Raw genomic sequence first — 21,885 nt, 5'->3', positions numbered from 1 at the left:
TGGGTAATATGCCAATGACAACAGTCGAGCAAAGGCTTTCCGAATTGGGCCTTAAACTCCCCGAAGCGCCTCAACCCGTCGCCAATTACGTGCCTTTTCTCATTTCCGGTGACCAGCTCTTCATTTCGGGACAGGTCGCCAAGGATGCGACCGGCCGTGTGCTGACAGGCAAGCTTGGAGCCGATGTCTCTATCGAAGACGGGCAGGAAGCCGCCCGGCAATCCGCGCTCAGCTTGCTGGCACAAGCGAAAGCCGCTCTCGGCGATCTTGAACGCGTGGTCCAGGTCTTGAGGCTGACGGGCTTTGTGGCCGCGACGCCGGAATTCGTCGATCATCCGAAGATCATCAATGGCGCATCCGACCTTCTCGTCGCCGTCCTCGGCGACGCCGGACGGCACACGAGATCCGCAGTCGGCGTCTCGAGCCTGCCGCTCGGCACCTGCGTCGAGATTGATGCGATCTTGAAAATCCGCTGACGCCATGCGCGACCGTGCAGCCTTCCTCCGTCCGATCGCACACCGTGGGCTGCACGACGCGAAGCGCGGCATCATCGAGAATACGGGTCCTGCATTCGAGGCCGCGATGACGGCAGGCTACGGCATCGAATGCGATGTGCGGCCCATCAAAGGTGGCGTTCCAATCGTCTTTCACGATGAAACGTTGAACCGGCTCGTCCAAGGACGGGGGCCCCTCTCGGCCGTCAAGGAACGTGATCTCGGAACGCTTCGCTATCGTGTCGGAGGCGACACGATCCTGACGCTCGCCGGCCTTCTGGACTTGGTCGGTGGGCGTGTCCCGTTGCTCATCGAAATCAAAAGCGAATGGGAGCCGCCGGACCGCGAGTTCATCGCCAGCATCGCGAGGCTCGTCTCAGAGTATCGCGGCCCCGTCGCCTTGATGTCGTTCGATCCGGGCGTGATGATGGCAGTGCGGAGCTTGGCTCCAGCCGTCCCGCACGGGATCGTTTCGGGAAGTTACGCGGGCGCCGGTTGGTGGTCGCGCAAGATCAAAAGAAAGCGAGCAACTGCCCTTCGCGGCCTGCTCGAGTCGGGCCCAGTCGCGCCAGACTTTTATGCCTACCAAGTCGATGCACTGCCGACACCGGTAACGGAATACGTGCGCCGCGTCTCGGGCCTGCCGCTCTTTACGTGGACAGTGCGCACGCCGAAGCAGCGGCGCATCGCCGAAGCACACGCCGACGCCATGATATTTGAGGGCTTTCATCCCTAACGATTGGGCCGCCGTTCTAGATCACCGCACTGAGCGCGGATCTGCCCTGCCCTTTGTCGCTTTGAGACAGCGAAGGAGTTGCATAGACTTGGGACATACTCAGCAGCGGTAAAGATGCCGACATTTCCCGACACGGCCGTGAAGCTCGCCCCGTCGATCGCAGCGATCGACGCAGCGCAATGGGATGCGTGCGCCAATCCTGATCCGGCGAAGTTCAATCCCTTTGTTTCTCACGCCTTCCTCAAGGCGCTTGAGGAATCGCACGCGGTCGGAACCAAAAGCGGTTGGCTGCCGCGCCATCTCGTCATCGAAGACGAGACCGGATCGATTACAGCAGCCGCGCCCGCCTACCTGAAATCGCACAGCCAGGGTGAGTACGTATTCGATCACGGCTGGGCCGATGCCTACGCCCAGGCGGGCGGACGCTATTATCCAAAGCTCCAGATTTCCGTACCGTTTACGCCCGTCCCCGGCCCTCGCCTGCTCGTGAAGCCGGGAGCAAAGTCCTATTCCGACGAGCAGATGCTGGCCGCCGCAGCGATTGAGGTTGCCCGCCTCGGCGGCCTTTCGTCAGTACACTTGACATTCCTCGACCGCGACGTCGCGGCCCGCCTGCGCGCCCTCGGCTTCCTGACGCGAATTGGCCAGCAATTCCATTGGCAAAACCAGGGTTACGGCTCCTTCGACGACTTTCTTGGAACCCTCGCGTCGCGCAAACGCAAAGGGATCAAAAAAGAACGCCAAGCAGCATTGGCGCACGGGATCGAGATCGAACGTGTCGCCGGCAGAGCCATCGGCGAAGCCCACTGGGATGCGATGTACACCTTCTACATGGACACCGGAAACCGTAAGTGGGGCCGGCCCTATCTCAATCGCACCTTCTTCTCGCTCCTCGGCCAGGCGATGCCCGAGCGGTGCCTGCTGGTCTTCGCGAAGCGGCACGGAAGCTACATCGCGGGCGCCTTGAACCTCATCGGCGGCGATTGCCTTTACGGCCGCTACTGGGGCGCCATCGAGCACCACCCGGCTCTCCACTTCGAGGTTTGCTATTATCAAGCGATCGAGTACGCCATCGAGCACCGGCTCCCGCGCATCGAAGCCGGCGCCCAAGGCGAGCATAAGCTCGCACGCGGCTACCTACCGGTCGAAACGTACTCCGCGCACTGGCTCGCCGACCCGGCGCTCGAACGAGCCGTGGAACGCTTTCTCAACCAGGAGCGCCATGCCGTGACCCGGTTCAATGCCGACTTGACCGAGATAGGCCCCTATCGCAAAGACGAAGCCTGAAGCGGCGCCCCGTTGGCGGTGGCCCGCATAGTCATATTCAGCCGAGCGGAACATCATGTCGTACGACGCAAACAACATCTTCGCGAAGATCCTGCGCGGCGAAATTCCGTGCCACAAAGTCTACGAGGATGCCGATGCGATCGTCTTCATGGACGTGATGCCCCAGTCGCCGGGTCACACGCTGATCCTCCCGAAGGCTCAGTCCCGCAATCTTCTCGATGCCGACCCAGCAGTGCTGGCGAAGGTCATTCCCATCGTTCAGAAAGTCGCCGTCGCCGCGAAATCCGCCTTCAATGCCGACGGCATCAGCATCGCACAGTTCAATGAAACGGCGGGCGGCCAGACGGTCTTCCACCTGCATTTCCACGTCATACCCCGCTACGAAGGTAAGCCGCTGCACATCCACGCCCGGAATATGGAAGAAGGTTCCGTGCTCGCAGCTAAAGCTGAAAAGCTGAAGGCCGCGCTGGCCTGATAATCCCGGGCCAAGATTGCCGATTTGTCGTCAAGCAGATGTCCGCCCTTATTCAAGCGCAGCGGCGGCCCTCAATCGCGCCCGCTGCCGTCCAGCCTCATCAAAGTTTTCCGGCGCCAGCCAAGCCTCGTAGGCCGCTTTAAGGGCCGGCCACTCCTTGTCCAATATCGAGAACCAGGCGGTGTCCCGGTTGGCTCCTTTGGCCACCATGTGCTGACGGAATAGGCCCTCGTAGGTGAAACCGAAGCGGCGCGCGGCGCGCTTGGATGGCTCGTTATCGTTGTGACATTTCCATTCGAAACGGCGATAGCCAAGATCCTCGAAAACATGCACCGCGAAGAGGTAGAGCGCTTCAGTAGCAACGCGCGTGCGCGCAATCGCCGGACCCCAAAGGATCGATCCGACCTCGATAACGCCGTGGGCCGGATCGATGCGCATCAACGCCTGCCGCCCGGCAGCGCGGCCGCTCGTCTTATCAACCACTGCCCAGAACATTGGATCTTGGCTTTGCGACATCGCATCGAGCCATGACCGCAAATCGGCGCTTGTCGCGGGCGGCGGTTCAAAGAGATAGCGAAAACGCTCTTCAGCCCCGCGAGCAGCCGATTGTTCGAACAACGCGTCTCCGTGCCGTGCTGGATCTAGCGGCTCGAGCCGCGTGTAGCGACCGTCCATGACAACGCGCGCCGGACGCGGGCGGCGCGTCCAGCAGGAAAGATCATGGCCCATGCTCTCGTCTTTCTGTCGATTTTTCACAGATGGATGGATCACTATCCCTTGGCGCATACCCCAAACCACAGCCACCCGGAAGGCCAGCGTGCCGGCACGCCATCCGCACCGAACATCGAGCATGAGAACATAAGAAAACGCGCCGGACTATCTGCCGGCGCGTTTCAATCTTGCGATTTTGTTCAGAGCTGCGAACAGAGGCGACGCTTGCCAGCTGAAGCCTTAGGCCGGACGATCAACCGGCAGTTGTAAGTGAACGCCTCAGGGCCCGGCTGCCGCCCCACACGACGAAAACCGCCGCGATGATCATCGCAAGCGTCGCCGCCGTGCTTGCCGTGAATTCGTTCGCACCGATACTATCGATTGCAATCATAGACCCGGCAACGACGCAGATCAGGATGGGCGCCACCCAGCCGGTTCCGAGCCAGCCCAAAATTCCCGCGAGAAGCAAAGAGGAGAGCCAGATCATGCGACCACGCTGGCCTTCAGGCCCTCCTAACGGCCTCGACACATAAAGAAACGGCACGACCCGAAGGTCGTGCCGTTGAACCTTACTCTTCTCGTTTCTTGCGCGGCACGCTTGGCACCGCACCGGACCCGTTGGGCTTCTCACCCTTCTCCTTTGGACCCGGCAACGCCTTCTTCGGCGTCGCATCCGCAAGAACCGGCTGCGGAAGATCCTCGTCGTCATCATCCGTCTCTTCGTCTTCCGGCGTCTTCACCCTCTTCGAAGGATCGAGCGGCAGGAAGTCGAAGGCCAAAGCCCTGTCAGGGCCTTTGCCGGAGACCAGAACCTTCACCGTTCCGCCGTTCTCGAGCTTGCCGAACAGCAGCTCTTCAGCCAGCGGCTTCTTGATGTATTCCTGGATGACGCGAGACAACGGCCGCGCGCCGAACTTCTCGTCGTAACCCTTCTCGGCGAGCCACCGTGTCGCCTCATCCGACAGCTCGATCGAAACGCTGCGATCTGCGAGTTGCGCTTCGAGCTGGAAGATGAACTTCTCGACGACCTGCGCGATGATCTCGGGCGACAGGCCCGCGAACGGAACGATGGCGTCGAGACGGTTGCGGAACTCCGGAGTGAACAGCTTCGTCACTGCTTCCGTATCTTCGCCTTCGCGCTTCGTGCGGTTGAAGCCCATAGGCGGCTTGGCCATGTCGGACGCGCCCGCGTTCGTCGTCATGATGAGGACGACGTTGCGGAAATCGACCGACTTGCCGTTGTGGTCCGTGAGCTTGCCGTGGTCCATCACCTGCAGGAGGATGTTGAACAGGTCCGGATGCGCCTTCTCGATTTCATCGAGCAGCAGCACCGAGTGCGGATGCTGATCGATGCCATCGGTCAGCAGGCCACCCTGATCGAACCCGACATACCCCGGAGGTGCGCCGATCAAACGCGAAACCGTGTGCTTCTCCATGTATTCCGACATGTCGAAGCGCAGTAGCTCGACGCCCATCAGGTTGGCGAGCTGCTTGGCGACTTCCGTTTTGCCGACACCCGTTGGACCGGAGAACAGATAGCAACCGATTGGCTTCTCGGGCTCGCGCAAACCGGCACGCGCCAGCTTGATCGCGCTCGAAAGAGCTTCGATGGCCTTGTCCTGACCGAAAACCAGCCGCTTCAGATCGCGACCGATATGAGCGATGACTTCGGCATCGCTCTTCGTGACGGTCTTTGGCGGAATACGCGCCATGACGGCAACGGTCGCCTCGATCTCCTTCGTGGTGATCTTCTTCTTCCGCTTGTTTTCCGGGACAAGCATCTGCGACGCACCCGTCTCGTCGATCACGTCGATCGCCTTGTCCGGCAGCTTCCGGTCGTGGATGTACCGGGCCGAGAGCTCGACCGCGGCCTTGATGGCCTCGTTCGTGTACTTGATCTTGTGATAATCCTCGAAGACCGACTTCAGGCCTTTGAGAATCTCGATCGCATCCTCAACTGTCGGCTCCTTCACATCGATCTTCTGGAACCGGCGCACGAGTGCCCGGTCCTTCTCGAAGTGCTGCCGGTACTCTTTGTATGTCGTCGATCCGATGCAGCGGAGCGTTCCGGACTGCAGTGCAGGCTTCAGCAGGTTCGAAGCGTCCATAGCTCCGCCCGAAGTCGCACCCGCGCCAATCACGGTGTGGATCTCGTCGATGAAGAGAACCGCGCCGGGAAACGCCTCGACTTCCTTCATGACGGCCTTCAACCGCTCCTCGAAATCACCGCGATAGCGGGTTCCGGCAAGGAGCGCGCCCATGTCGAGCGAGAAGATCGTTGCGCCCTTCAGAACGTCGGGCACCTGACCGCCCACGATCTTGCGCGCCAACCCTTCGGCAATCGCCGTTTTACCGACGCCCGGGTCGCCGACGAAGAGCGGATTGTTCTTCTGGCGGCGGCAGAGCACCTGCACGGTGCGCATAACCTCCTGCTCGCGGCCGATCAACGGATCGATCTTGCCGTCGCGAGCTTTCTTGTTGAGGTTCACGCAATACGTGTTGAGCGCATCGCCCGGTTTCTTCTCTTCACCCTCGGTCGCGTTCACGTCCTCATCGACTCCACGAACCGTCCGCGGCTCAAACATGCCGGGCCGCTTTGCAATTCCATGAGCAATGTATTGAACAGCATCGAAGCGTGTCATTTCCTGCTCCTGCAGGAAATACGCCGCGTGGCTTTCGCGTTCCGAGAAAATGCCGACGAGCACATTAGCGCCCGTGACCTCCTCCCGGCCCGACGTCTGGACGTGGACGATCGCCCTCTGAACGACCCGTTGGAACGAATTCGTCGGGTGAGCGTCGCGCGCTGATTTCGAAACGATCGGCTTGAGCTCGGTGTCGAGATATTCGATCAATCGGGCACGCAATTGCTCGATGTCGACGGAACAGGCCCGCATAACGGCAGCAGCGTCACGATCGTCGACGAGCGCGAGCAATAAATGCTCAAGCGTCGCAAACTCGTGGTGGCGGACGTTTGCATACTGCACAGCGCGGTGCAGCGAGGCTTCAAGATTTTTGGAGAGCGATGTCAATCCAGTCCTACTCTTTCTCCATGGTGCACTGTAGAGGGTGGCCATGCTGCCGTGAAAAGTCCATCACCTGCGTCACCTTTGTTTCGGCGACCTCGTAAGTATAGACCCCGCAAATCCCGACTCCTTTGTGGTGGACATGGAGCATAATGCGGGTCGCATCCTCCTGTCCCTTGTTGAAGAAGCGTTGCAGCACCAGAACAACGAACTCCATCGGCGTGAAGTCGTCGTTCAACAGAAGAACCTTATATAGGTTCGGCTTCTTCGTTTTTGGACGGGTCTTGGTGACGATACCTGTTTTCGACTCGCCGTCATCGCGCCGCGGCCCATCGGGCGGATCGTCCTTGTTCGCGGCCATGCGGTGGGCCGCCAACGAGGGAATAAGTTGCACCGTCTTCATCGCGTGCCTCGGGGAAAACCCGAATCCGTCGGATCTTCCAAAGCTATCCCGCATCGGGTGCATGTTGGAGGCAGAAAGGTAACGCCCGCTTCCCCAAATGCGTGCCCGGCGGGGCACTCGTCTTTCTTGCCAAATGTTCAAGCTAACACCCGTCTCCATCAAGCACGTAATATAGGCACGCTGACGAACAAAAAATAGAACGAGCCGAGTGACGCATCTGGCATTTCCAACAATTGAATGACGCAAGCCCTTTCAAGTTCCGATTAGCCTCAATAGCGACGGAGCCGGTGTCACGCACAGCGCTCCACCTGGGGCGTCGGGAGCTCCGGGCCTTGCCCCTGTCTCACGCCGAACCTGAGGTTGAACGCCTGCCCCCGTCTTGCCCCCGGCCTTGAACTCTGCCTGTCCATGAGCCGCCTCCCTGGAGCTTGCCCTCCGAACGCTCGCTTGGCGAGCGAAATTGAGACACCGCGAGAGGGTATTTTTACCGCGTTCTTTAACCCTGCTGCAGTTCTCCGCCCATACACTTCCCCGAGCATCTGCGGGCGCTGAAAAATTCGGGAGCGCCCAAAAGGTGCCCAAAAACAGTGCTCTGCTGTCAACGTTGACTGCGGGGCCTTCCACGGGAGCCTTTACCGCCAACCCGTGGATTAGGGTTGTCAAAACAACCGCTCGGTACGAGCGGCAGAGGGAATTAGCGTCTTGTTTCGACGAGCGTTGGCCTATGCGCCGGCTTTTGCAGTTGTGTTTGGTGTGTTCCTGGGAGGCGCAAGCGCCGCCGGGGGAAATCGCCACGCAGCCTTGATCCTTGATGCCAATACGGGCACGGTCCTGCACGACGCGGACGGCGATGCGCTCCGGCATCCGGCATCTCTCACGAAGATGATGACCCTTTATATGACCTTCGAGACGCTCCAGTCCGGGCGTTTGAAGATGTCCGACCGGCTGACGATCTCCACGGCAGCCGCCGGTGTCGCACCCTCGAAGCTCGACCTCAAACCAGGCGAGCAAATCACGGTCTCCGATGCCATCAGGGCCGTCATCACAAAATCCGCCAACGACATCGCCGTAGCGCTCGCCGAGAAGGTCGGCGGCTCGGAGGCCAATTTCGTTCGCCTGATGAATGCCCGCGCCCGCGAGATCGGCATGTCCAAGACGAATTTCGAGAACGCTTCGGGCCTCCCGAACAACGCTCAGGTGACGACCGCACGGGATATGGCGACGCTTGCCCTGCGTCTGCAGGACGATTTTCCGTCCTATTACCCGCTCTTTGCCACCCGCACATTCGAGTATGGCGGCAAAAGCTTCCGCAATCACAATACGATGCTAAAGAGCTTCTCAGGCATCGACGGCATCAAAACCGGCTACACTCGTGCCTCGGGTTTCAATCTCGTGACCTCGTGGCGCCGGGGCGACCACCATCTCATCGGCGTCGTCTTCGGCGGTGACACCGCGGCCGAGCGAAATGCCGAAATGCGGGTTCTTTTGACGCGGATGGCCTCGCGGGCCTCTTCTCAGAAGACCCGGAAGCCCACGCAGTTCGCACGCCTGAAGAGTGAGCCCAAGACGGCCCAACGCCCTGTCGACCGAAAGTCGCGGCCGACAGAGGTTGCAGAGGCAGCGCCGCCTGCCCCCCGGCAGCCGAGCGCCGCACCCTCGCCGGAGCCTTCTTCTGCTGCCGAGCCTGAAACGCCGGTCCAAATCTTCAAGGTTCGCGCCGTGCCGATGGTGCCGAAAGCGCGCCCGGTCCCCGCATCTCCGGAAGAAACGACCGACATGGAAGCGTCGGATCGCAGGCCCGACCGCAACACGCCACCACCGCGCGGCACCTCCACAAGGTCCGACCTGGTCCGTGTGGCCGACAACGCGGCCAGTCAAAATCCGGCAAGCACAAATGCACCCGATGAGGATATCGTCCTTCGTCCCTTCGCGCCCGCCAACCTCGGAGCGTCCGACCGCGGAGCAGGCATACCGGCTCCGAACGAAATGCCCTCGACGGCGAGCCGTCAGACGGGCGGCACGCAACTCGCAATGCTGAACGCTTCGGATGCTGAGCCCTACCGTGCGACAGCTGCAATCGCAGCCGAAGCCCCAACAGCTTCACAGGCAGCTTCACCAGCAGCCGAAGTGAAGCCCATCGCCCGCACAAAGCAGAAGAGTGCGAACACCGCATCGCATGCCGCACCCGTGATCCGCGGACTGCCGCCGTCCACGCTCGGCGCACAAGCAAGCGCGATCCACCTGGCTTCCGCCCAAGGAAGCTACGAGCCAAGGAACGCCGGCAAGAAAGCCACCGGTGGCCGGTACACTGTGCAAATCGGCGCCTATGGCTCGATTGACGACGCGCAGCGTGCCCTCACGAACGTTCAAGGCCGCGCGGGCAAACTCCTCGCCGGCATTCCCACGGTCACGCATCCCGCCCAGAAAGACGGCCGCCAAGTCTATCGCGCGCGCTTCACAGGCTTTGACGCCGACCGGGCGACGACCACCTGCAACGCCCTTCGCCGGCAATCTGTCGATTGCTTCGTGATGGCGGGCGACTGACGACGGCCGCCCATCACAGGCTTGCCCACCGAAGCGGACGCGTCGTACCGTTGCGGGCAGTCCGTCAACCAAGGCTCATCCGTGTCCGCCAATCCAGAATTTCCGAAGCTGATCCTCTTTCAGGGCAATCTGCCCGCTCCCGAAGTTTACCGCCCGGCGGCCGAGCGCATCACCGCCGGCGATCCGGTTCAAAGCGCGCAGAACTTGTTTCAAAGCCCGGACGGCCGCTTCAACAGCGGCATCTGGATCAGCGAGCCGGGAACCTGGCGCGTCGTTTTCTCAGAAAATGAATTCTGCCACCTGCTCGAAGGCGTCATCGTCGTCCGAGGCGACGACGGCTCCGAGGTGACTTTCCGCGCGGGCGACGCATTCCTAACCCCCGCGGGCTTCACCGGCACGTGGCAAATCGTTGAGCCCGCCAAGAAATTTTATGCGTTCTACGAGTGAAATCGTCATCCTAGGCCGGGCACGACCGAAGGACGTGTCCAAGGCCGGGGATCCAGTCCAAGACTTGTCGCAGACGCAACAGACCCCTCGTCACTTCCCGCTGAGCAGCGTGTAGTTGCCGCCAGTCGCGGTAATGTCCGTCGCCCGCACGCGCTCAGTCGCGAACCGCGCCAGATAGTTGGGGCCCCCCGCTTTGGGACCGGTTCCCGAAAGCCCCTCACCCCCGAAAGGCTGAACGCCGACGACGGCGCCGATCTGATTGCGGTTGACGTAAAGGTTGCCGACCCGCGCGTTCTCCGCGACGTAATCGGCGACGCTCTCGATGCGGCTATGCAGCCCGAGCGTCAGGCCGTGCCCGGTAACATTCAGTGCCGCAACGACCTTGTCCAAATGCCCGCGCTCGTACCGGATCATGTGGAGAATCGGCCCGAACACTTCATGGTCGAGTTTGCTCAGGCGATCGATTTCATAGAGCGACGGCGTGACGTAGGTCCCCGCGCGGCACGCTTCCGGCATCGCCAGATCGATGATCTCGCGACCCTCGCGCTGCATGCGGACTTTATGGCTCTCAAGAGCATCCTGCGCCGTTTCATCGATGACGGGACCGATATCCGTCGCATAATCGAGCGGATCCCCGACATCGAGCGCCTCGATGGCGCCCGCGAGCATTGAGCGGATGCGGGGCGCGTTATCGTCCTGCACGAAAAGAACGCGGGCAGCTGAGCATCGTTGACCGGCGCTATCGAAAGCCGACCGCACCGCGTCGCGGACAACCTGCTCGGGAAGAGCAGATGAGTCCGCGATCATGGCATTGATGCCGCCCGTCTCCGCAATGAACCGCACGATTGCGCCGCGGCGATCGGCGAGCGCCCGCTGAATGGCCCACGCGGTTTCGTTGGAGCCGGTGAACGCTACACCCTGAATGCGCGCATCTTTGACGATGGCCTCTCCGAGCTTGCCGCCGCCCGTCACGAGATGAAGCGCGTCGCGCGGCACGCCGGCCTCTTGCAGCAGCTTCACCGCAAGAAATCCTGCGATTGGCGTCTGCTCGGCTGGCTTCGCGATGACGGCGTTACCGGCCGCGAGCGCCGCCGCGACTTGCCCCGTAAAGATCGCGATGGGGAAATTCCACGGCGAAATGCACGCAAACACGCCGCGGCCTCTGAGCGACAGCGTGTTTTCCTCGCCCGTCGGCCCTTTGAGGACAACCGGATCGGAAAAGAGCCGTCGCGCTTCGATCGCGTAGTAGCGAAGATAATCGACCGCCTCGCGAACCTCCGACTGCGCGGCTTCGATCGTTTTCCCCGCCTCGCGAACGAGGGCAGCCATCAAAACCGCGCGATCCCTTTCGAAAAGTTCGGCCGCGGCTTCCAGAATGCGCGCACGCTCCGAGGCATCGGTTTTCTCCCAGCGCGGCGCGCCGTTCACCGCCGAGAAAATCGCATCCTCGAGATGCTGCGGCGTTGCGAGCCGCACCGTACCGATACGATCGCGATGATCGTGCGGCGATAACGAGATCGCCGCCGCATCGCCGCCAGCCGTAACCGTGCCGTTGACGACAGGCCCAGCCAAAAACGGAGCCTTCAGGATCTTCGCAATGTCCGCTTGAATGCCTTCGCGGACGCTCGCCTGCACCAGCGCCAATCCGGCGCTGTTTTTCCGCTCGGGCAGAAAGATATCCCGCGGCCGCGTGATCAGTTTGACGCGCTCGCCCGAGGTGAACTCCCGATCGGCGATCTCGACCGGATCGGCGATGATTTCGGAAATTGACATTTCCTCATCGCCCAGCCGGTTGACGAACGATGTGTTGGCGCCGTTTTCGAGTAGGCGGCGCACGAGATAACCGAGCAAGTCTTCATGCCCGCCGACGGGCGCATAGATCCGGCATGCTCGCCCGAACTTGCCCTCGCCGATGACCTGTTCGTAGAGCGCTTCGCCCATGCCGTGCAGCCGCTGATATTCGAATTCGACCGCGCCGCCCGCAACCGAAGCCGCCGCGATCGTGTGCGCGTTGTGGGTCGCAAACTGCGGGTAGAAGGCTGCGGAATCGGAGATCAGCAGTCGCATCGCAGCCAGATAGGAAACGTCCGTATGCAGCTTTCGCGTGAAAACCGGATAATCCTCCAAGCCGCGCTCCTGCGCCCATTTGATTTCGCTGTCCCAGTAGGCGCCCTTGACGAGGCGCACCGGGATGCGCTTGCCGGTCTTCTCGCTGAGACGGCGCAGCCAGCGGAGCATCGGAATGGCCCGCTTGCCGTAAGCCTGGACGGCGATGCCGAGACCGTTCCATCCCTCGAGGTGCGGACTGATAAGCGTCTCGCCGAAGAGATCCGCGGTAACATCGAGCCGGTCCTGCTCTTCCGCGTCGACGGTCAAACCCAGGCCCTTCGCCCGGGCTGCACGCGCGAGCGTCAAGAGCAGCGGCGCAAGCTCGGCCCTTAGACGATGTTCCTTGCCGGGCTCGAAACGCGGATGAAGCGCCGAGAGCTTCACGGAGATGGAAGGCCGGTCGAAAATCGCATCCGCATGCGGCGTCGTAAACGGCCCGGCATCCGCGCCGACCGCGTCGATCGCCGCCATGTATCGTTGAAAATAGCGCTCCGCATCCTGCTTGGATCGGGCGGTCTCTCCGAGCATATCGTAGGAGAAGCGGTAGCCCTTTTCCGCGAATGCCCGCGACCGCGATAGCGCTGCTTCGATCGTCGAGCCGAGCACGAATTGCTCGCCGAGAAGCCGCACGGCTTGGCGAATGGCGAGCCGGATCGTGCCCTCGCCCGAGCGCGCCACGAGGCGCTTCATCGCCTGCAGCGGGTTTGCGCCCTTGGCTTCCCTGAGCCGCATGATGCGGCCCGTCAGCATCAAGCCCCAAGTCGAGGCGTTGACGAAGAGGCTCTCCGAATGCCCGCGATGCTTCTCCCACGCGCCGCCGGAAATCTTGTCTGCAATGAAAGCATTTGCCGTCTCGGCGTCCGGAATGCGCAAGAGCGCCTCGGCGAGGCACATCAGGATCACGCCTTCGTCCGTCGCCAAACCGTATTCGTGCATGAACGCATCGACGCCGGCGTGGCTCGCCTTGTCCGCCCGCGCCGCGTGCACGAGCCGCCGCGCCACGTCCGCGGTCCGCCGCCGCTCGTCCTCGGTGAAGAGCGCGCGTTCGATCAGAGCGCCGACAAGCCGCGGCTCGTCCATGAGATACTGCGCGGCGAACTCGTCCCGTGACGGGAGACCCCGTTGTGTCACGCTATCCTCGCGCCGCAATGTGGCGACCATAATGTTCCCGCTGATAAAAGGCGCTCACAGCGATTCGCCCAGCGCCAATATTAGCAGATTGAGGGGCCTGCGCCTGCGGCTGAAAAAACTGCCATCAGCTTGTCCACTTGACGACTTGCCCGTAATCCCTGCACCACTGCCCCGAAATCTCATCTGGGCCTAAGCTTTGTCCGAAATCATCACAGTCGTCCGCAATCTGCGCGACCTCCGAAAAGCCACCTCGAAATGGCGCCAGCGTGGCCAGACGATCGCCCTCGTGCCGACGATGGGCGCGCTCCACGCCGGCCATCTTACGCTCGTCAAGCTTGCCAGGAAGAAGGCGGACAAAGTCGTCGTTTCGATCTTCGTCAACCCCACGCAGTTCGGGCCAGCCGAAGATCTTTCGCGCTACCCGCGCGACGAGGCTGGCGACCTGCAAAAGCTCGCCGATGCTGACGCCAATCTCGTTTGGGCGCCGACTGTTGAGGAAATGTATCCGGAGGGTTTTTCCGCGGGTGTCCGCGCCGGCAGCGCCGCCAAGGATCTCGACGGCGCATTCCGTCCAAACCACTTCGACGGCGTGGCGACGGTATGCACGAAGCTCTTCAACCAGGTCACGCCCGACATCGCGATTTTTGGCGAAAAAGACTATCAGCAGCTCGCCGTGCTGCGACAGGTCGTCGGCGATCTCAACATCCCCGTGAAGCTGATCGGCGGAGCGACCAAGCGTGACACCGACGGGCTGGCGCTTTCATCCCGCAACGCCTATCTGAGCGAAACCGAACGTAAGATTGCCCCCGCGCTATACGCCGTGATTTCCTCGCTCGCCGAAGATGTTGCAAATGGCGCGGATGTGCCGACCGGCATCTCCAACGCCAAGCGCAAGCTCATCGCAGCCGGGTTTGCGAGAATTGACTATATCGAGGTCCGCGACGCCGAAACGCTGGCCGTGCCGCCTGCGGCAGATGGGCGGGCGCTGCGCGTCCTGGCTGCTGTTTGGCTCGGCAAGACGCGATTGATCGATAACGTCGCAGTCTAAGGCGTTTGCGCGTTGCCGTGCCGCCACAAGTCGCAAAGGCGATGGTGGCTTCAGCCCGGCTCAGGTTATAAGTAGCCCTCAAGATTCGCTTCAGCGGCTTCTGCTGTCGGGCGTCCCGCCGCTTCTTTCCGAACGTTTGGGTCACGCCACAGACGATCAAGGGCTGCAGATGAGCCGATCTCAAACCGACCTCTTTCCGGAATTCGATAACGAAATGACTGAAAAATCGTCGCGTGCACGCAAGCCTGCCGAAACGGGCGCCTATAGCGAGCACGACATCGAAGTGCTCGAAGGCCTGGAGCCCGTACGCCGCCGCCCCGGCATGTATATCGGCGGCACTGACGAAAAGGCCATGCACCACCTCTTCGCCGAGGTGATCGATAACTCGATGGACGAAGCCGTCGCGGGCCACGCGACGTGGATCGAGGTCGAACTTTCGACCGACGGCTTCCTGACGGTCACCGACAACGGCCGCGGCATCCCCATCGGCCCGCACCCGAAATACAAGAACAAGAGCGCGCTCGAAGTCGTGCTGACGGTGCTGCACGCCGGCGGCAAGTTCGATTCGAAAGCCTACAACACGTCCGGCGGCTTGCACGGCGTCGGCGTTTCCGTCGTCAACGCACTGTCCGAAACGCTTGAAGTCCAGGTGGCGCGCGACCAGCAGCTCTACCGGATGGTATTCTCGCGCGGCGAGCCGCAAACCAAGCTCGAGAAGCTTGGCTCGATCATGAACCGGCGCGGCACCAAGGTGCGCTTCAAGCCGGACGAAAAGATCTTCGGCAAAGGCTGCGCTTTCAAGCCCGCCCGCCTGATGAAGATGGCCCGTTCGAAGGCTTACCTTTTCGGCGGCGTCGAAATCCGCTGGAAGTGCGATCCCGAACTCATCAAGGACGAAACGCCCGCCGAAGCGGTGTTCCACTTCCCCGGCGGTTTGAGCGACTACCTGACGGCGTCGATCGACGGCCAAATCCAGGTAACGAAGGACATATTCTCGGGCCGGGTGGAGAAGGAAGCCGGTCACGGCTCGGTCGAATGGGCAGTTGCCTGGATCGCCAACGAGGACGGCTTCTCGTCCTCCTACTGCAACACCATCCCAACTGCCGAAGGCGGCACGCACGAGAACGGCCTGCGTCAGGCGTTGTACAAGGGCCTCAGGGCCTATGGCGAACTCGTCAACGCCAAGAAAGCAATTCAGATCACGTCGGAAGACGTGATGGGCACGGCAGCGTCGATGCTGTCAGTCTTCATTCGCGAACCCGAATTCCAGGGGCAGACGAAGGACAAGCTCGCGTCCGTCGAAGCGACGAAGATCGTCGAAACGGCTGTCCGCGACGCCTTCGACCACTGGCTCGCCGATAGCCCGCAACAGGCGACCAAACTGCTCGAGTGGACCATCGAGCAGTCCGAAGAGCGCTTGAAGCGCCGCCGCGAGAAAGAGGTCGGACGCCAATCAGCCACGCGCAGGCTGCGCCTCCCCGGCAAGCTTGCCGACTGCTCGATTCAGCAGGCAGCAGGCACAGAAATCTTCATCGTCGAAGGCGATTCCGCCGGAGGCAGCGCCAAGAGCGCGCGCGATCGCGAAACCCAGGCGATCCTGCCGCTACGCGGTAAAATCCTGAACGTCGCCAACGCGTCATCGGCGAAGCTGTCACAAAACCAGCTGCTCGCCGATCTCATTCAGGCGCTCGGCATCGGCACCGGCACCAAATATCGCGACGAGGATTTGCGCTACGAGCGCGTGATCATCATGACGGACGCCGACGTGGACGGCGCCCACATTGCTTCGCTCCTGATAACGTTCTTCTATCAGGAGACGCCGGAACTCGTTGAAAACGGCCATCTGTTTCTGGCTGTTCCGCCGCTCTACAAAATCTCCGACAAGAGCGACGTTGCCTACGCGCGCAACGAAGTGCATCGCGACGAACTTATCGCCACGCGCTTCAAGGGCCGGAAGCCAAAGGTTACGCGCTTCAAAGGCCTCGGCGAGATGGATTTCAAAGATCTCAAAGAGACGACCATGGACAAGAGGAAGCGGACGCTTCTGCAGGTCGGCATCAGCGAAGATGCGCGCGGCGGATTGGGCGATGTCGTCAACGCGCTGATGGGCTCGAAGCCCGAAGCGCGCTACCGCTTCATCCAGGAGCACGCCGCTTTCGCGAAGGACCTGGACATCTGAGACGAAACGATACGTTGGCAGCTTGAACGAGGGGAGCGCAAACGCTCCTCTCGTTTTTTATGTACCGTCGCGCAGAGACGCTTCGTTCTCGCGCAGAATGGCGGCAGCGTCGCTCACCTTGGCGTATTCGAGCGTATCGGTATCGAGGTAGACGTTACCGCCCGGCTCCGGCGCGTACTTTTCACCCAGAACCTCGATGACGGTCGGATTGCGATCCTCGACCTTGCCATGCGGCGAGTTGAAGTAGCCCTCAACGACGATCCCCTTGTCTCGGTATTCGGGATCCTGCAGCAGCAGCTCGTGCAAGCCCTTCAGCTTGTAGTGGGGCACGGACGCGAAGACGTGATGCGGCAGGTGATAATCCATGCCGAACGGAAACACCGCGTAACGAATGAACGGGTTGACGAGAAACACCCGGGTGTTCGTGTAACGCCCGCGATCGGCATTTCCGTGTTGCACCCATTGGCGCATGATCATGAAGAGCGGAAACGCCGTGAAGAGCGGCAAAATCCACAAGAGCCCGTAGTAATCCCAAGCCGGGCCCCATCCCGCAACTTCGATCGCCGTCAGAGCCGTATAGACAATCGCCATAAAGAGGATGCGGCTGATGTTCGTCGTCCGATGCGAAATCACCGTGTCGACGTGCGCGTGCGGCAGCTTCTCCTCATCGAGAAAATAGAAGTACGCAACAGCCGCCGCCGTCATCGCGCCAAGCGCCGCGAAGGCCCACGCGCCATGTCCCAACTTGATGAGCGTGATCGCAGCGGCAGGCGCCGACACGGCGTAAATGACGCCCATCAGCGTCGGTAGCCGCTCGCCCTTGCGCTCGCGGTCCATGTACGGGTTGTTGTCGGTACCGAGCGCGCTGTAGCGGGCACGCACGATCATGTAGCGGAAAAGATTTGGCAGCCAAAGCTGCTTCCCGAGTTCCTTCAGCATCTCGAAATGAGTGATGGGGAAGTCGAGGTCATGACCGCTTTCATTCAGCTGAGCCCAGTCGGGATCGCGGAGCGGGTCGTTGATGAATTGGTGATGCGCGAGATGGTGCAGCCGGTATTGGAACGTCGACGTGTAGATCGGAAACCCGCCGAGCCAATCGGATACCAATTCATTCAGCGTCTTATTTTCAAAGAGGATGAAGTGCGTCCCCTCGTGGATGACGCCGCCGAACTGGTGTTGCGACGCGCCGACCTCGGCAATGCACAAAAGCGTCATGGGGATGTTCCACCACCACCCGAGACCTGCCTCCGCGACCGCGCCGTAGCTCCAAATGGTCAAGCCAATCGATGCAGCGATGACGAGGTAGACAAACGCGATATGGCGGAAATTCGTGTAGTTATCCCGCGTCTTGAGATCTCGGATGGCATCACCGCGGCGGACGCCTTTCGGACGCGCTTCGCCGATCGTCGCGGCTCCGCGAATCGTCAGACCGGCTCCACTCACCGAAGAATCAGCACTTCCAGCCATCGATCGATCCTAGCGAATTTCAGCAGCGCTCGCGTATCTCTAACCTGAGAATCACGTCGCACCAGGCAACGCCATCGACTTTTAGCGAACCAGCGTGCCCGACCGGTATCTGCGCCCCCGGGCAAATATCTACGGCACTGATTATTGATCCAAAAGTCATTTTCACTGATACGACAAATAAGCCGTTCTTGGGCTGGGACCGTTTGTAATCACCTTCAACCTTCAACCGGACCGGCGTCCTATACCTCGCGACCTATGCCCCCTACGCCAATGAGTGCGCGACGCAGTTTCGTCCCGCGGCCATTGTCGGGCCAACATTCTACTCCTCCTGAGCGCCACCGGGCACTGCGGGCATCCTCGGCGTCGCCTTCTGCACCGTGGGAGTGCCTCTCAAGACCGGCGCATAGTGACGACGTCCGGGCAAGCGCCCGAATTCGCTCATCCTTTCCTCACCTGTGACACAACCCCGCGGGTTTAGAGGCCTAAACCGCCGAGATTCCCTTGCGCTGGACCAAGATGTATGCGAGCACCCGAATGTGCCGGAGCGCAGGGGATCGATTTGCGCATTTTTTAAATGCTTTTTGATCCGCACTCCTATTTCGGCTTAGGTCCTTTCGGCACCCGTTCCCCCTGCGCTCTTGAAAGACTGTCTGACGCTGCGTTGCGCCGGACCATCCGAGCTGTGCAGATGGAGATACTGACTTTTGGAAACCAAGACGTTCGCTGACCTAGGGCTTTCGCCCAAGGTTCAAGCGGCCATAACGGCTGCGGGTTACGCAAACCCCACCCCGATTCAAGCCGCCGCCATCCCGGTTGCCGTTACCGGACGAGACGTGCTCGGCATCGCCCAGACGGGCACAGGAAAAACGGCTTCGTTCGTCCTCCCGATGATCACGCGCCTCGAAACCGGCCGCGCGCGAGCACGAATGCCCCGTTCGCTGATCCTCGCTCCGACCCGAGAGCTTGCTGCCCAGGTCGAGCAAAGTTTCGAAAAATACGGTGTAAATCACAAGCTGCAGGTCGCGCTCCTCATCGGCGGCGTTTCGATGGACGACCAGGTCAAGAAGCTTGACCGTGGCGTCGACGTTCTGATCGCGACCCCCGGCCGGCTTCTCGACCATTTCGGGCGTGGCCGCGTCATGCTTATGGGCGTCGAGATCCTTGTCATCGACGAAGCCGACCGCATGCTCGACATGGGCTTCATTCCGGACATCGAGAAAATCTGCAAGCTTCTGCCGCCCCGGCGCCAGACGCTGTTCTTCTCGGCAACGATGCCGCCGGAGATCACGCGGCTCGTCAATCAATTCCTGAACGATCCCGAGCGGATCGAAGTCGCAAAGCCCGCGACGACCGCGAAGACCATCACGCAGCGCTTCGTCTATTGCTCGAACAGCGAAGACTGGGCGAAGCGCGATGTTCTGCGCAATTTGATCCGCGACGGCAACGTCAAGAACGCGATCATCTTCTGCAACCGCAAGCGTGACGTCGCCGTCCTTCACAAATCGCTGACGAAGCATGGCTTCAACGCCGGTGCGCTTCATGGCGACATGGATCAGTCGAGCCGGACGGAAACACTCGACAAGTTTCGGGCCGGCGAAGTCATGCTGCTGGCAGCGTCCGATGTCGCGGCGCGCGGCCTCGACATCCCGGAAGTGTCCCACGTCTTCAACTTCGACCTCCCCTGGGCTGCGGACGATTACGTTCATCGCATTGGCAGAACCGGACGCGCCGGTCACGAGGGCCATTCGATTTCGCTCGTAAGCCCGGACGACCTGAAGTTCGTGAAGGACATCGAGAAGGTCACGGCCGAAACAGCCGTCTGGCTCGGTGATCCGCCGACCGAGGAAGATATCGCAGGCGCCGGCAAACGCCGCCGCGGTCGCGGTGGACGCGGCCAAAGCTCGGGCCCCGATAAATCACGGAGACCGCCGCAGGCAGCCCAACGAGCCAGCCGCCCGCCAGAACATCGGGAACATAAAGACCGCGCACCCGAGCGTCGGGAACGACCCGAGCAAATCGCTCCCCCGCCCCAGCACGAGCACGCTCAGCCGGAGCATGCGGAGCCGATGGAGCAAACGCACCGCCCGGAGCGCCAGGAGCGTAAGCGCACGCCTCGCCCGGAGAGAGCGCCACGACCGCAATCCGAGCAGCCACGGCCCCAACACGCAAGATCCGACCGCTCGAGATCATCCGAGCATTCAAGATCCGAGCAACCGAGGCCTGAGAACCAGGGGTCTGATCAGCCGAGCGTTGATCACCCAAGATCCGAGCACGCACGGTCCGAGCATCCTCGTCGGTCAGCAGAACCGGGACGGCGTCCTCAGCGTCCGAAACCCGCTCCAGATGCGTGGACGGACGAGCCCGCACCCGCGCAGCGACAGGCTCGCCATGCCCATGAGCGGCCGGAGAAGCGGGAAGCGGCAAGGGAAGCGCCTCGTAAGCAGCAACCCTCTCACAAGGGTGATGAGCGTTTAGGCTTTGCCGAGAACGTGCCCGCGTTCATGCGCAAGCCACCGCGACCGATGAAAGTCCCGGGACGCGGCTGATCATCAGCGCCTCTTCGGCTTGACCTTCTGTTTCGCCGGCCTCGTCGTTCCAACGGCGCGAGCCGGCGAAACTTTTTCCTTGGTATGCAAAGCCGCATGTTTCGCAGCCGCGACCGATGCGGACGCCCAGTCTCGTAGGTCCTCCGCGTCGTCCAGGAGGCGCTCTGGAAGTAGCCAATAGGAATGCAGCTCCGCGCGGCCGTTCTTCGTCATGTACGAGAACGCGCGCGAACATTCGGCCGCGAACCTCGGCCGTGTCTCGTCCGACGTCTTGAGATAGATCGCACCGTCGTCGATGATCGCGAAGAAGATGCCGTCGAAATAAACGCCGACGCCGCCAAACATGCGCCGCCCGCGAACCGAGCCCGCACGGCCCAGCGCATCCTTCAGAATTTCGAGAATTTCGTCATTGGCGGACATGATCGACCGTCATGCCCGCGCCCGCGTTCTCATCAAGCTGCGGGGGGAGCAAATCCCGGAGGCGTTGCCGGTTCGAGATTGACGCTCTCGCCGCAGCCGCACGCGCTCTTCTGGTTCGGGTTATTGAACACGAACTGCGAAGAGAGCTTCTCCGTCTTATAGTCCATCTCGGTGCCGAGCAGATACATCATCGCAGCCGGATCGATCAGGACGACCGCGCCCTTTTCCTCGATGATCTCGTCGAACTTCCCGATCTCTTCAGCCCACGTCATGGTGTATTCCATGCCCGCACAGCCGCCCTTCTTCACCCCGATCTTGAGGGCTTTGACGCCGGGCTTCTGCGCAATGAGCGCGGAGACGCGCGACGCGGCGGCATCGGTCAGGGTCATGACTTTTGGCATCATTCTAAGCGAGGGCACGCGGGCCTCCGTATGTGCGAGTCGTGGCTACAGCCACATCATATAGGAATTCGGCGCTCAAATGCGAGGTCGTCCTCAAAACATGCCGACAGCGAGGCGCGCTTCGTCCGACATCCGGCTCTGATCCCAAGGCGGATCGAACACGATGGCGACTTTCGTCTGCGCGACGCCCGGGACCGCGTTGACGGCATTTTCAACCCAGATCGGCATTTCGCCGGCAACCGGGCATCCGGGAGCCGTTAAGGTCATGTTGATCGCGACATTGCGGTCGTCGTCGATCTCGACCTTGTAGATCAATCCCAACTCATAGATGTCGGCAGGGATCTCGGGATCGTAAACGGTCTTCAGTGCAGCGACGATGTCCTCCGTCAGCCGCTCGACCTCTTCCCGCGGCAGCGGGGTCGTCGCAGCCGCCGTCTTTTGATCAGTCGACTTTTGCTCATCCG

Annotated in this window: 18 protein-coding genes; 9 read left to right on the top strand and 9 right to left on the bottom strand. The window is 61.3% G+C overall.

From position 1 onward, the window contains the following. The first annotated feature begins 14 nt into the window (after window positions 1-14). The 4 genes from AC1DK3_RS13390 (at window position 15) to AC1DK3_RS13375 (ending at window position 2,992) form a co-directional block, all read left to right on the top strand. Entirely contained in the window at window positions 15-476 is a 462-nt protein-coding gene (locus AC1DK3_RS13390) for a RidA family protein (protein WP_477192677.1), read from the top strand. Between the two features lie 4 nt (window positions 477-480). After that, on the top strand, window positions 481-1,230 hold the full coding sequence (locus AC1DK3_RS13385) for a glycerophosphodiester phosphodiesterase family protein (protein ID WP_477192676.1): 750 nt from the start codon (window positions 481-483) through the stop codon (window positions 1,228-1,230). 114 nt (window positions 1,231-1,344) lie between these two features. Beyond that, on the top strand, window positions 1,345-2,517 hold the full coding sequence (locus tag AC1DK3_RS13380) for a GNAT family N-acetyltransferase (RefSeq protein ID WP_477192675.1): 1,173 nt from the start codon (window positions 1,345-1,347) through the stop codon (window positions 2,515-2,517). 55 nt (window positions 2,518-2,572) lie between these two features. Continuing rightward, the gene (locus tag AC1DK3_RS13375) at window positions 2,573-2,992 is read left to right on the top strand and encodes an HIT family protein (protein WP_477192674.1); all 420 of its coding nucleotides are present in this window, start codon (window positions 2,573-2,575) and stop codon (window positions 2,990-2,992) included. A gap of 48 nt (window positions 2,993-3,040) precedes the next feature. Here the strand turns inward: AC1DK3_RS13375 and AC1DK3_RS13370 are convergent, their stop codons facing one another. The 4 genes from AC1DK3_RS13370 to clpS form a co-directional block, all read right to left on the bottom strand. Next, entirely contained in the window at window positions 3,041-3,721 is a 681-nt protein-coding gene (locus AC1DK3_RS13370) for a GNAT family N-acetyltransferase (protein WP_477192673.1), read from the bottom strand. A 235-nt stretch (window positions 3,722-3,956) separates the two neighbouring features. After that, complete coding sequence (locus AC1DK3_RS13365) at window positions 3,957-4,190, bottom strand: hypothetical protein (protein WP_477192672.1); 234 nt, start codon at window positions 4,188-4,190, stop codon at window positions 3,957-3,959. Window positions 4,191-4,272: 82 nt separating this feature from the next. Then, complete coding sequence (gene clpA / locus AC1DK3_RS13360; RefSeq protein ID WP_477192671.1) at window positions 4,273-6,732, bottom strand: ATP-dependent Clp protease ATP-binding subunit ClpA; 2,460 nt, start codon at window positions 6,730-6,732, stop codon at window positions 4,273-4,275. Between the two features lie 7 nt (window positions 6,733-6,739). After that, entirely contained in the window at window positions 6,740-7,087 is a 348-nt protein-coding gene (clpS, locus tag AC1DK3_RS13355) for an ATP-dependent Clp protease adapter ClpS (protein ID WP_477192920.1), read from the bottom strand. 744 nt (window positions 7,088-7,831) lie between these two features. On the opposite strand from clpS, the gene AC1DK3_RS13350 reads away from it, so the two are divergent. Both AC1DK3_RS13350 and AC1DK3_RS13345 read left to right on the top strand, forming a co-directional pair. Beyond that, on the top strand, window positions 7,832-9,673 hold the full coding sequence (locus AC1DK3_RS13350) for a serine hydrolase (RefSeq protein WP_477192670.1): 1,842 nt from the start codon (window positions 7,832-7,834) through the stop codon (window positions 9,671-9,673). A gap of 81 nt (window positions 9,674-9,754) precedes the next feature. Then, window positions 9,755-10,120 (top strand): cupin domain-containing protein, encoded by a 366-nt coding sequence (locus tag AC1DK3_RS13345; protein ID WP_477192669.1) that lies wholly within the window; start codon window positions 9,755-9,757, stop codon window positions 10,118-10,120. Window positions 10,121-10,210: 90 nt separating this feature from the next. Here the strand turns inward: AC1DK3_RS13345 and putA are convergent, their stop codons facing one another. After that, window positions 10,211-13,390, bottom strand: coding sequence for a bifunctional proline dehydrogenase/L-glutamate gamma-semialdehyde dehydrogenase PutA (gene putA / locus AC1DK3_RS13340; protein WP_477192668.1), 3,180 nt, complete (start codon window positions 13,388-13,390; stop codon window positions 10,211-10,213). Between the two features lie 166 nt (window positions 13,391-13,556). Between putA and panC the strand changes: the two genes are divergently transcribed. Both panC and parE read left to right on the top strand, forming a co-directional pair. Beyond that, window positions 13,557-14,408, top strand: coding sequence for a pantoate--beta-alanine ligase (gene panC / locus AC1DK3_RS13335; protein ID WP_477192667.1), 852 nt, complete (start codon window positions 13,557-13,559; stop codon window positions 14,406-14,408). 169 nt (window positions 14,409-14,577) lie between these two features. Continuing rightward, window positions 14,578-16,587 (top strand): DNA topoisomerase IV subunit B, encoded by a 2,010-nt coding sequence (gene parE, locus AC1DK3_RS13330; RefSeq protein ID WP_477192666.1) that lies wholly within the window; start codon window positions 14,578-14,580, stop codon window positions 16,585-16,587. A gap of 57 nt (window positions 16,588-16,644) precedes the next feature. On the opposite strand, the gene AC1DK3_RS13325 is transcribed toward parE, so the two are convergent. Beyond that, window positions 16,645-18,054 (bottom strand): fatty acid desaturase family protein, encoded by a 1,410-nt coding sequence (locus AC1DK3_RS13325; RefSeq protein ID WP_477192665.1) that lies wholly within the window; start codon window positions 18,052-18,054, stop codon window positions 16,645-16,647. Window positions 18,055-18,758: 704 nt separating this feature from the next. Between AC1DK3_RS13325 and AC1DK3_RS13320 the strand changes: the two genes are divergently transcribed. Then, window positions 18,759-20,600, top strand: a complete 1,842-nt coding sequence (locus tag AC1DK3_RS13320) for a DEAD/DEAH box helicase (protein WP_477192664.1) — start codon at window positions 18,759-18,761, stop codon at window positions 20,598-20,600. Between the two features lie 3 nt (window positions 20,601-20,603). On the opposite strand, the gene AC1DK3_RS13315 is transcribed toward AC1DK3_RS13320, so the two are convergent. The 3 genes from AC1DK3_RS13315 to AC1DK3_RS13305 all read right to left on the bottom strand — a co-directional run bounded on the left by AC1DK3_RS13315 (window position 20,604) and on the right by AC1DK3_RS13305 (window position 21,835). Then, entirely contained in the window at window positions 20,604-21,020 is a 417-nt protein-coding gene (locus AC1DK3_RS13315) for a TfoX/Sxy family protein (RefSeq protein WP_477192663.1), read from the bottom strand. A gap of 32 nt (window positions 21,021-21,052) precedes the next feature. Further along, entirely contained in the window at window positions 21,053-21,439 is a 387-nt protein-coding gene (sufA, locus tag AC1DK3_RS13310) for a Fe-S cluster assembly scaffold SufA (protein ID WP_477192662.1), read from the bottom strand. A gap of 75 nt (window positions 21,440-21,514) precedes the next feature. Further along, window positions 21,515-21,835: an SUF system Fe-S cluster assembly protein gene (locus tag AC1DK3_RS13305; protein ID WP_477192919.1), complete on the bottom strand. Its 321-nt coding sequence runs from the start codon at window positions 21,833-21,835 to the stop codon at window positions 21,515-21,517. Between the last annotated feature and the right edge of the window lie 50 nt (window positions 21,836-21,885).

The sequence above is a fragment of the Hyphomicrobium sp. 01T421 genome (genome assembly GCF_056398805.1).
The sequence above is the reverse complement of the archived record's forward strand: the minus strand, read 5'-3'. Positions and strand labels throughout refer to the sequence as shown.

Bases quoted from the DNA above. Each gene is read 5' to 3' on its own strand.
- parE (WP_477192666.1), top strand. From the start codon at position 14,578: ATGAGCCGATCTCAAACCGACCTCTTTCCGGAATTCGATAACGAAATG.
- clpS (WP_477192920.1), bottom strand. From the start codon at position 7,087: ATGGCCGCGAACAAGGACGATCCGCCCGATGGGCCGCGGCGCGATGAC.
- putA (WP_477192668.1), bottom strand. From the start codon at position 13,390: ATGGTCGCCACATTGCGGCGCGAGGATAGCGTGACACAACGGGGTCTC.
- AC1DK3_RS13390 (WP_477192677.1), top strand. From the start codon at position 15: ATGACAACAGTCGAGCAAAGGCTTTCCGAATTGGGCCTTAAACTCCCC.
- AC1DK3_RS13365 (WP_477192672.1), bottom strand. From the start codon at position 4,190: ATGATCTGGCTCTCCTCTTTGCTTCTCGCGGGAATTTTGGGCTGGCTC.
- AC1DK3_RS13380 (WP_477192675.1), top strand. From the start codon at position 1,345: ATGCCGACATTTCCCGACACGGCCGTGAAGCTCGCCCCGTCGATCGCA.
- AC1DK3_RS13375 (WP_477192674.1), top strand. From the start codon at position 2,573: ATGTCGTACGACGCAAACAACATCTTCGCGAAGATCCTGCGCGGCGAA.
- AC1DK3_RS13315 (WP_477192663.1), bottom strand. From the start codon at position 21,020: ATGTCCGCCAATGACGAAATTCTCGAAATTCTGAAGGATGCGCTGGGC.
- AC1DK3_RS13370 (WP_477192673.1), bottom strand. From the start codon at position 3,721: ATGGGCCATGATCTTTCCTGCTGGACGCGCCGCCCGCGTCCGGCGCGC.
- AC1DK3_RS13325 (WP_477192665.1), bottom strand. From the start codon at position 18,054: ATGGCTGGAAGTGCTGATTCTTCGGTGAGTGGAGCCGGTCTGACGATT.
- AC1DK3_RS13385 (WP_477192676.1), top strand. From the start codon at position 481: ATGCGCGACCGTGCAGCCTTCCTCCGTCCGATCGCACACCGTGGGCTG.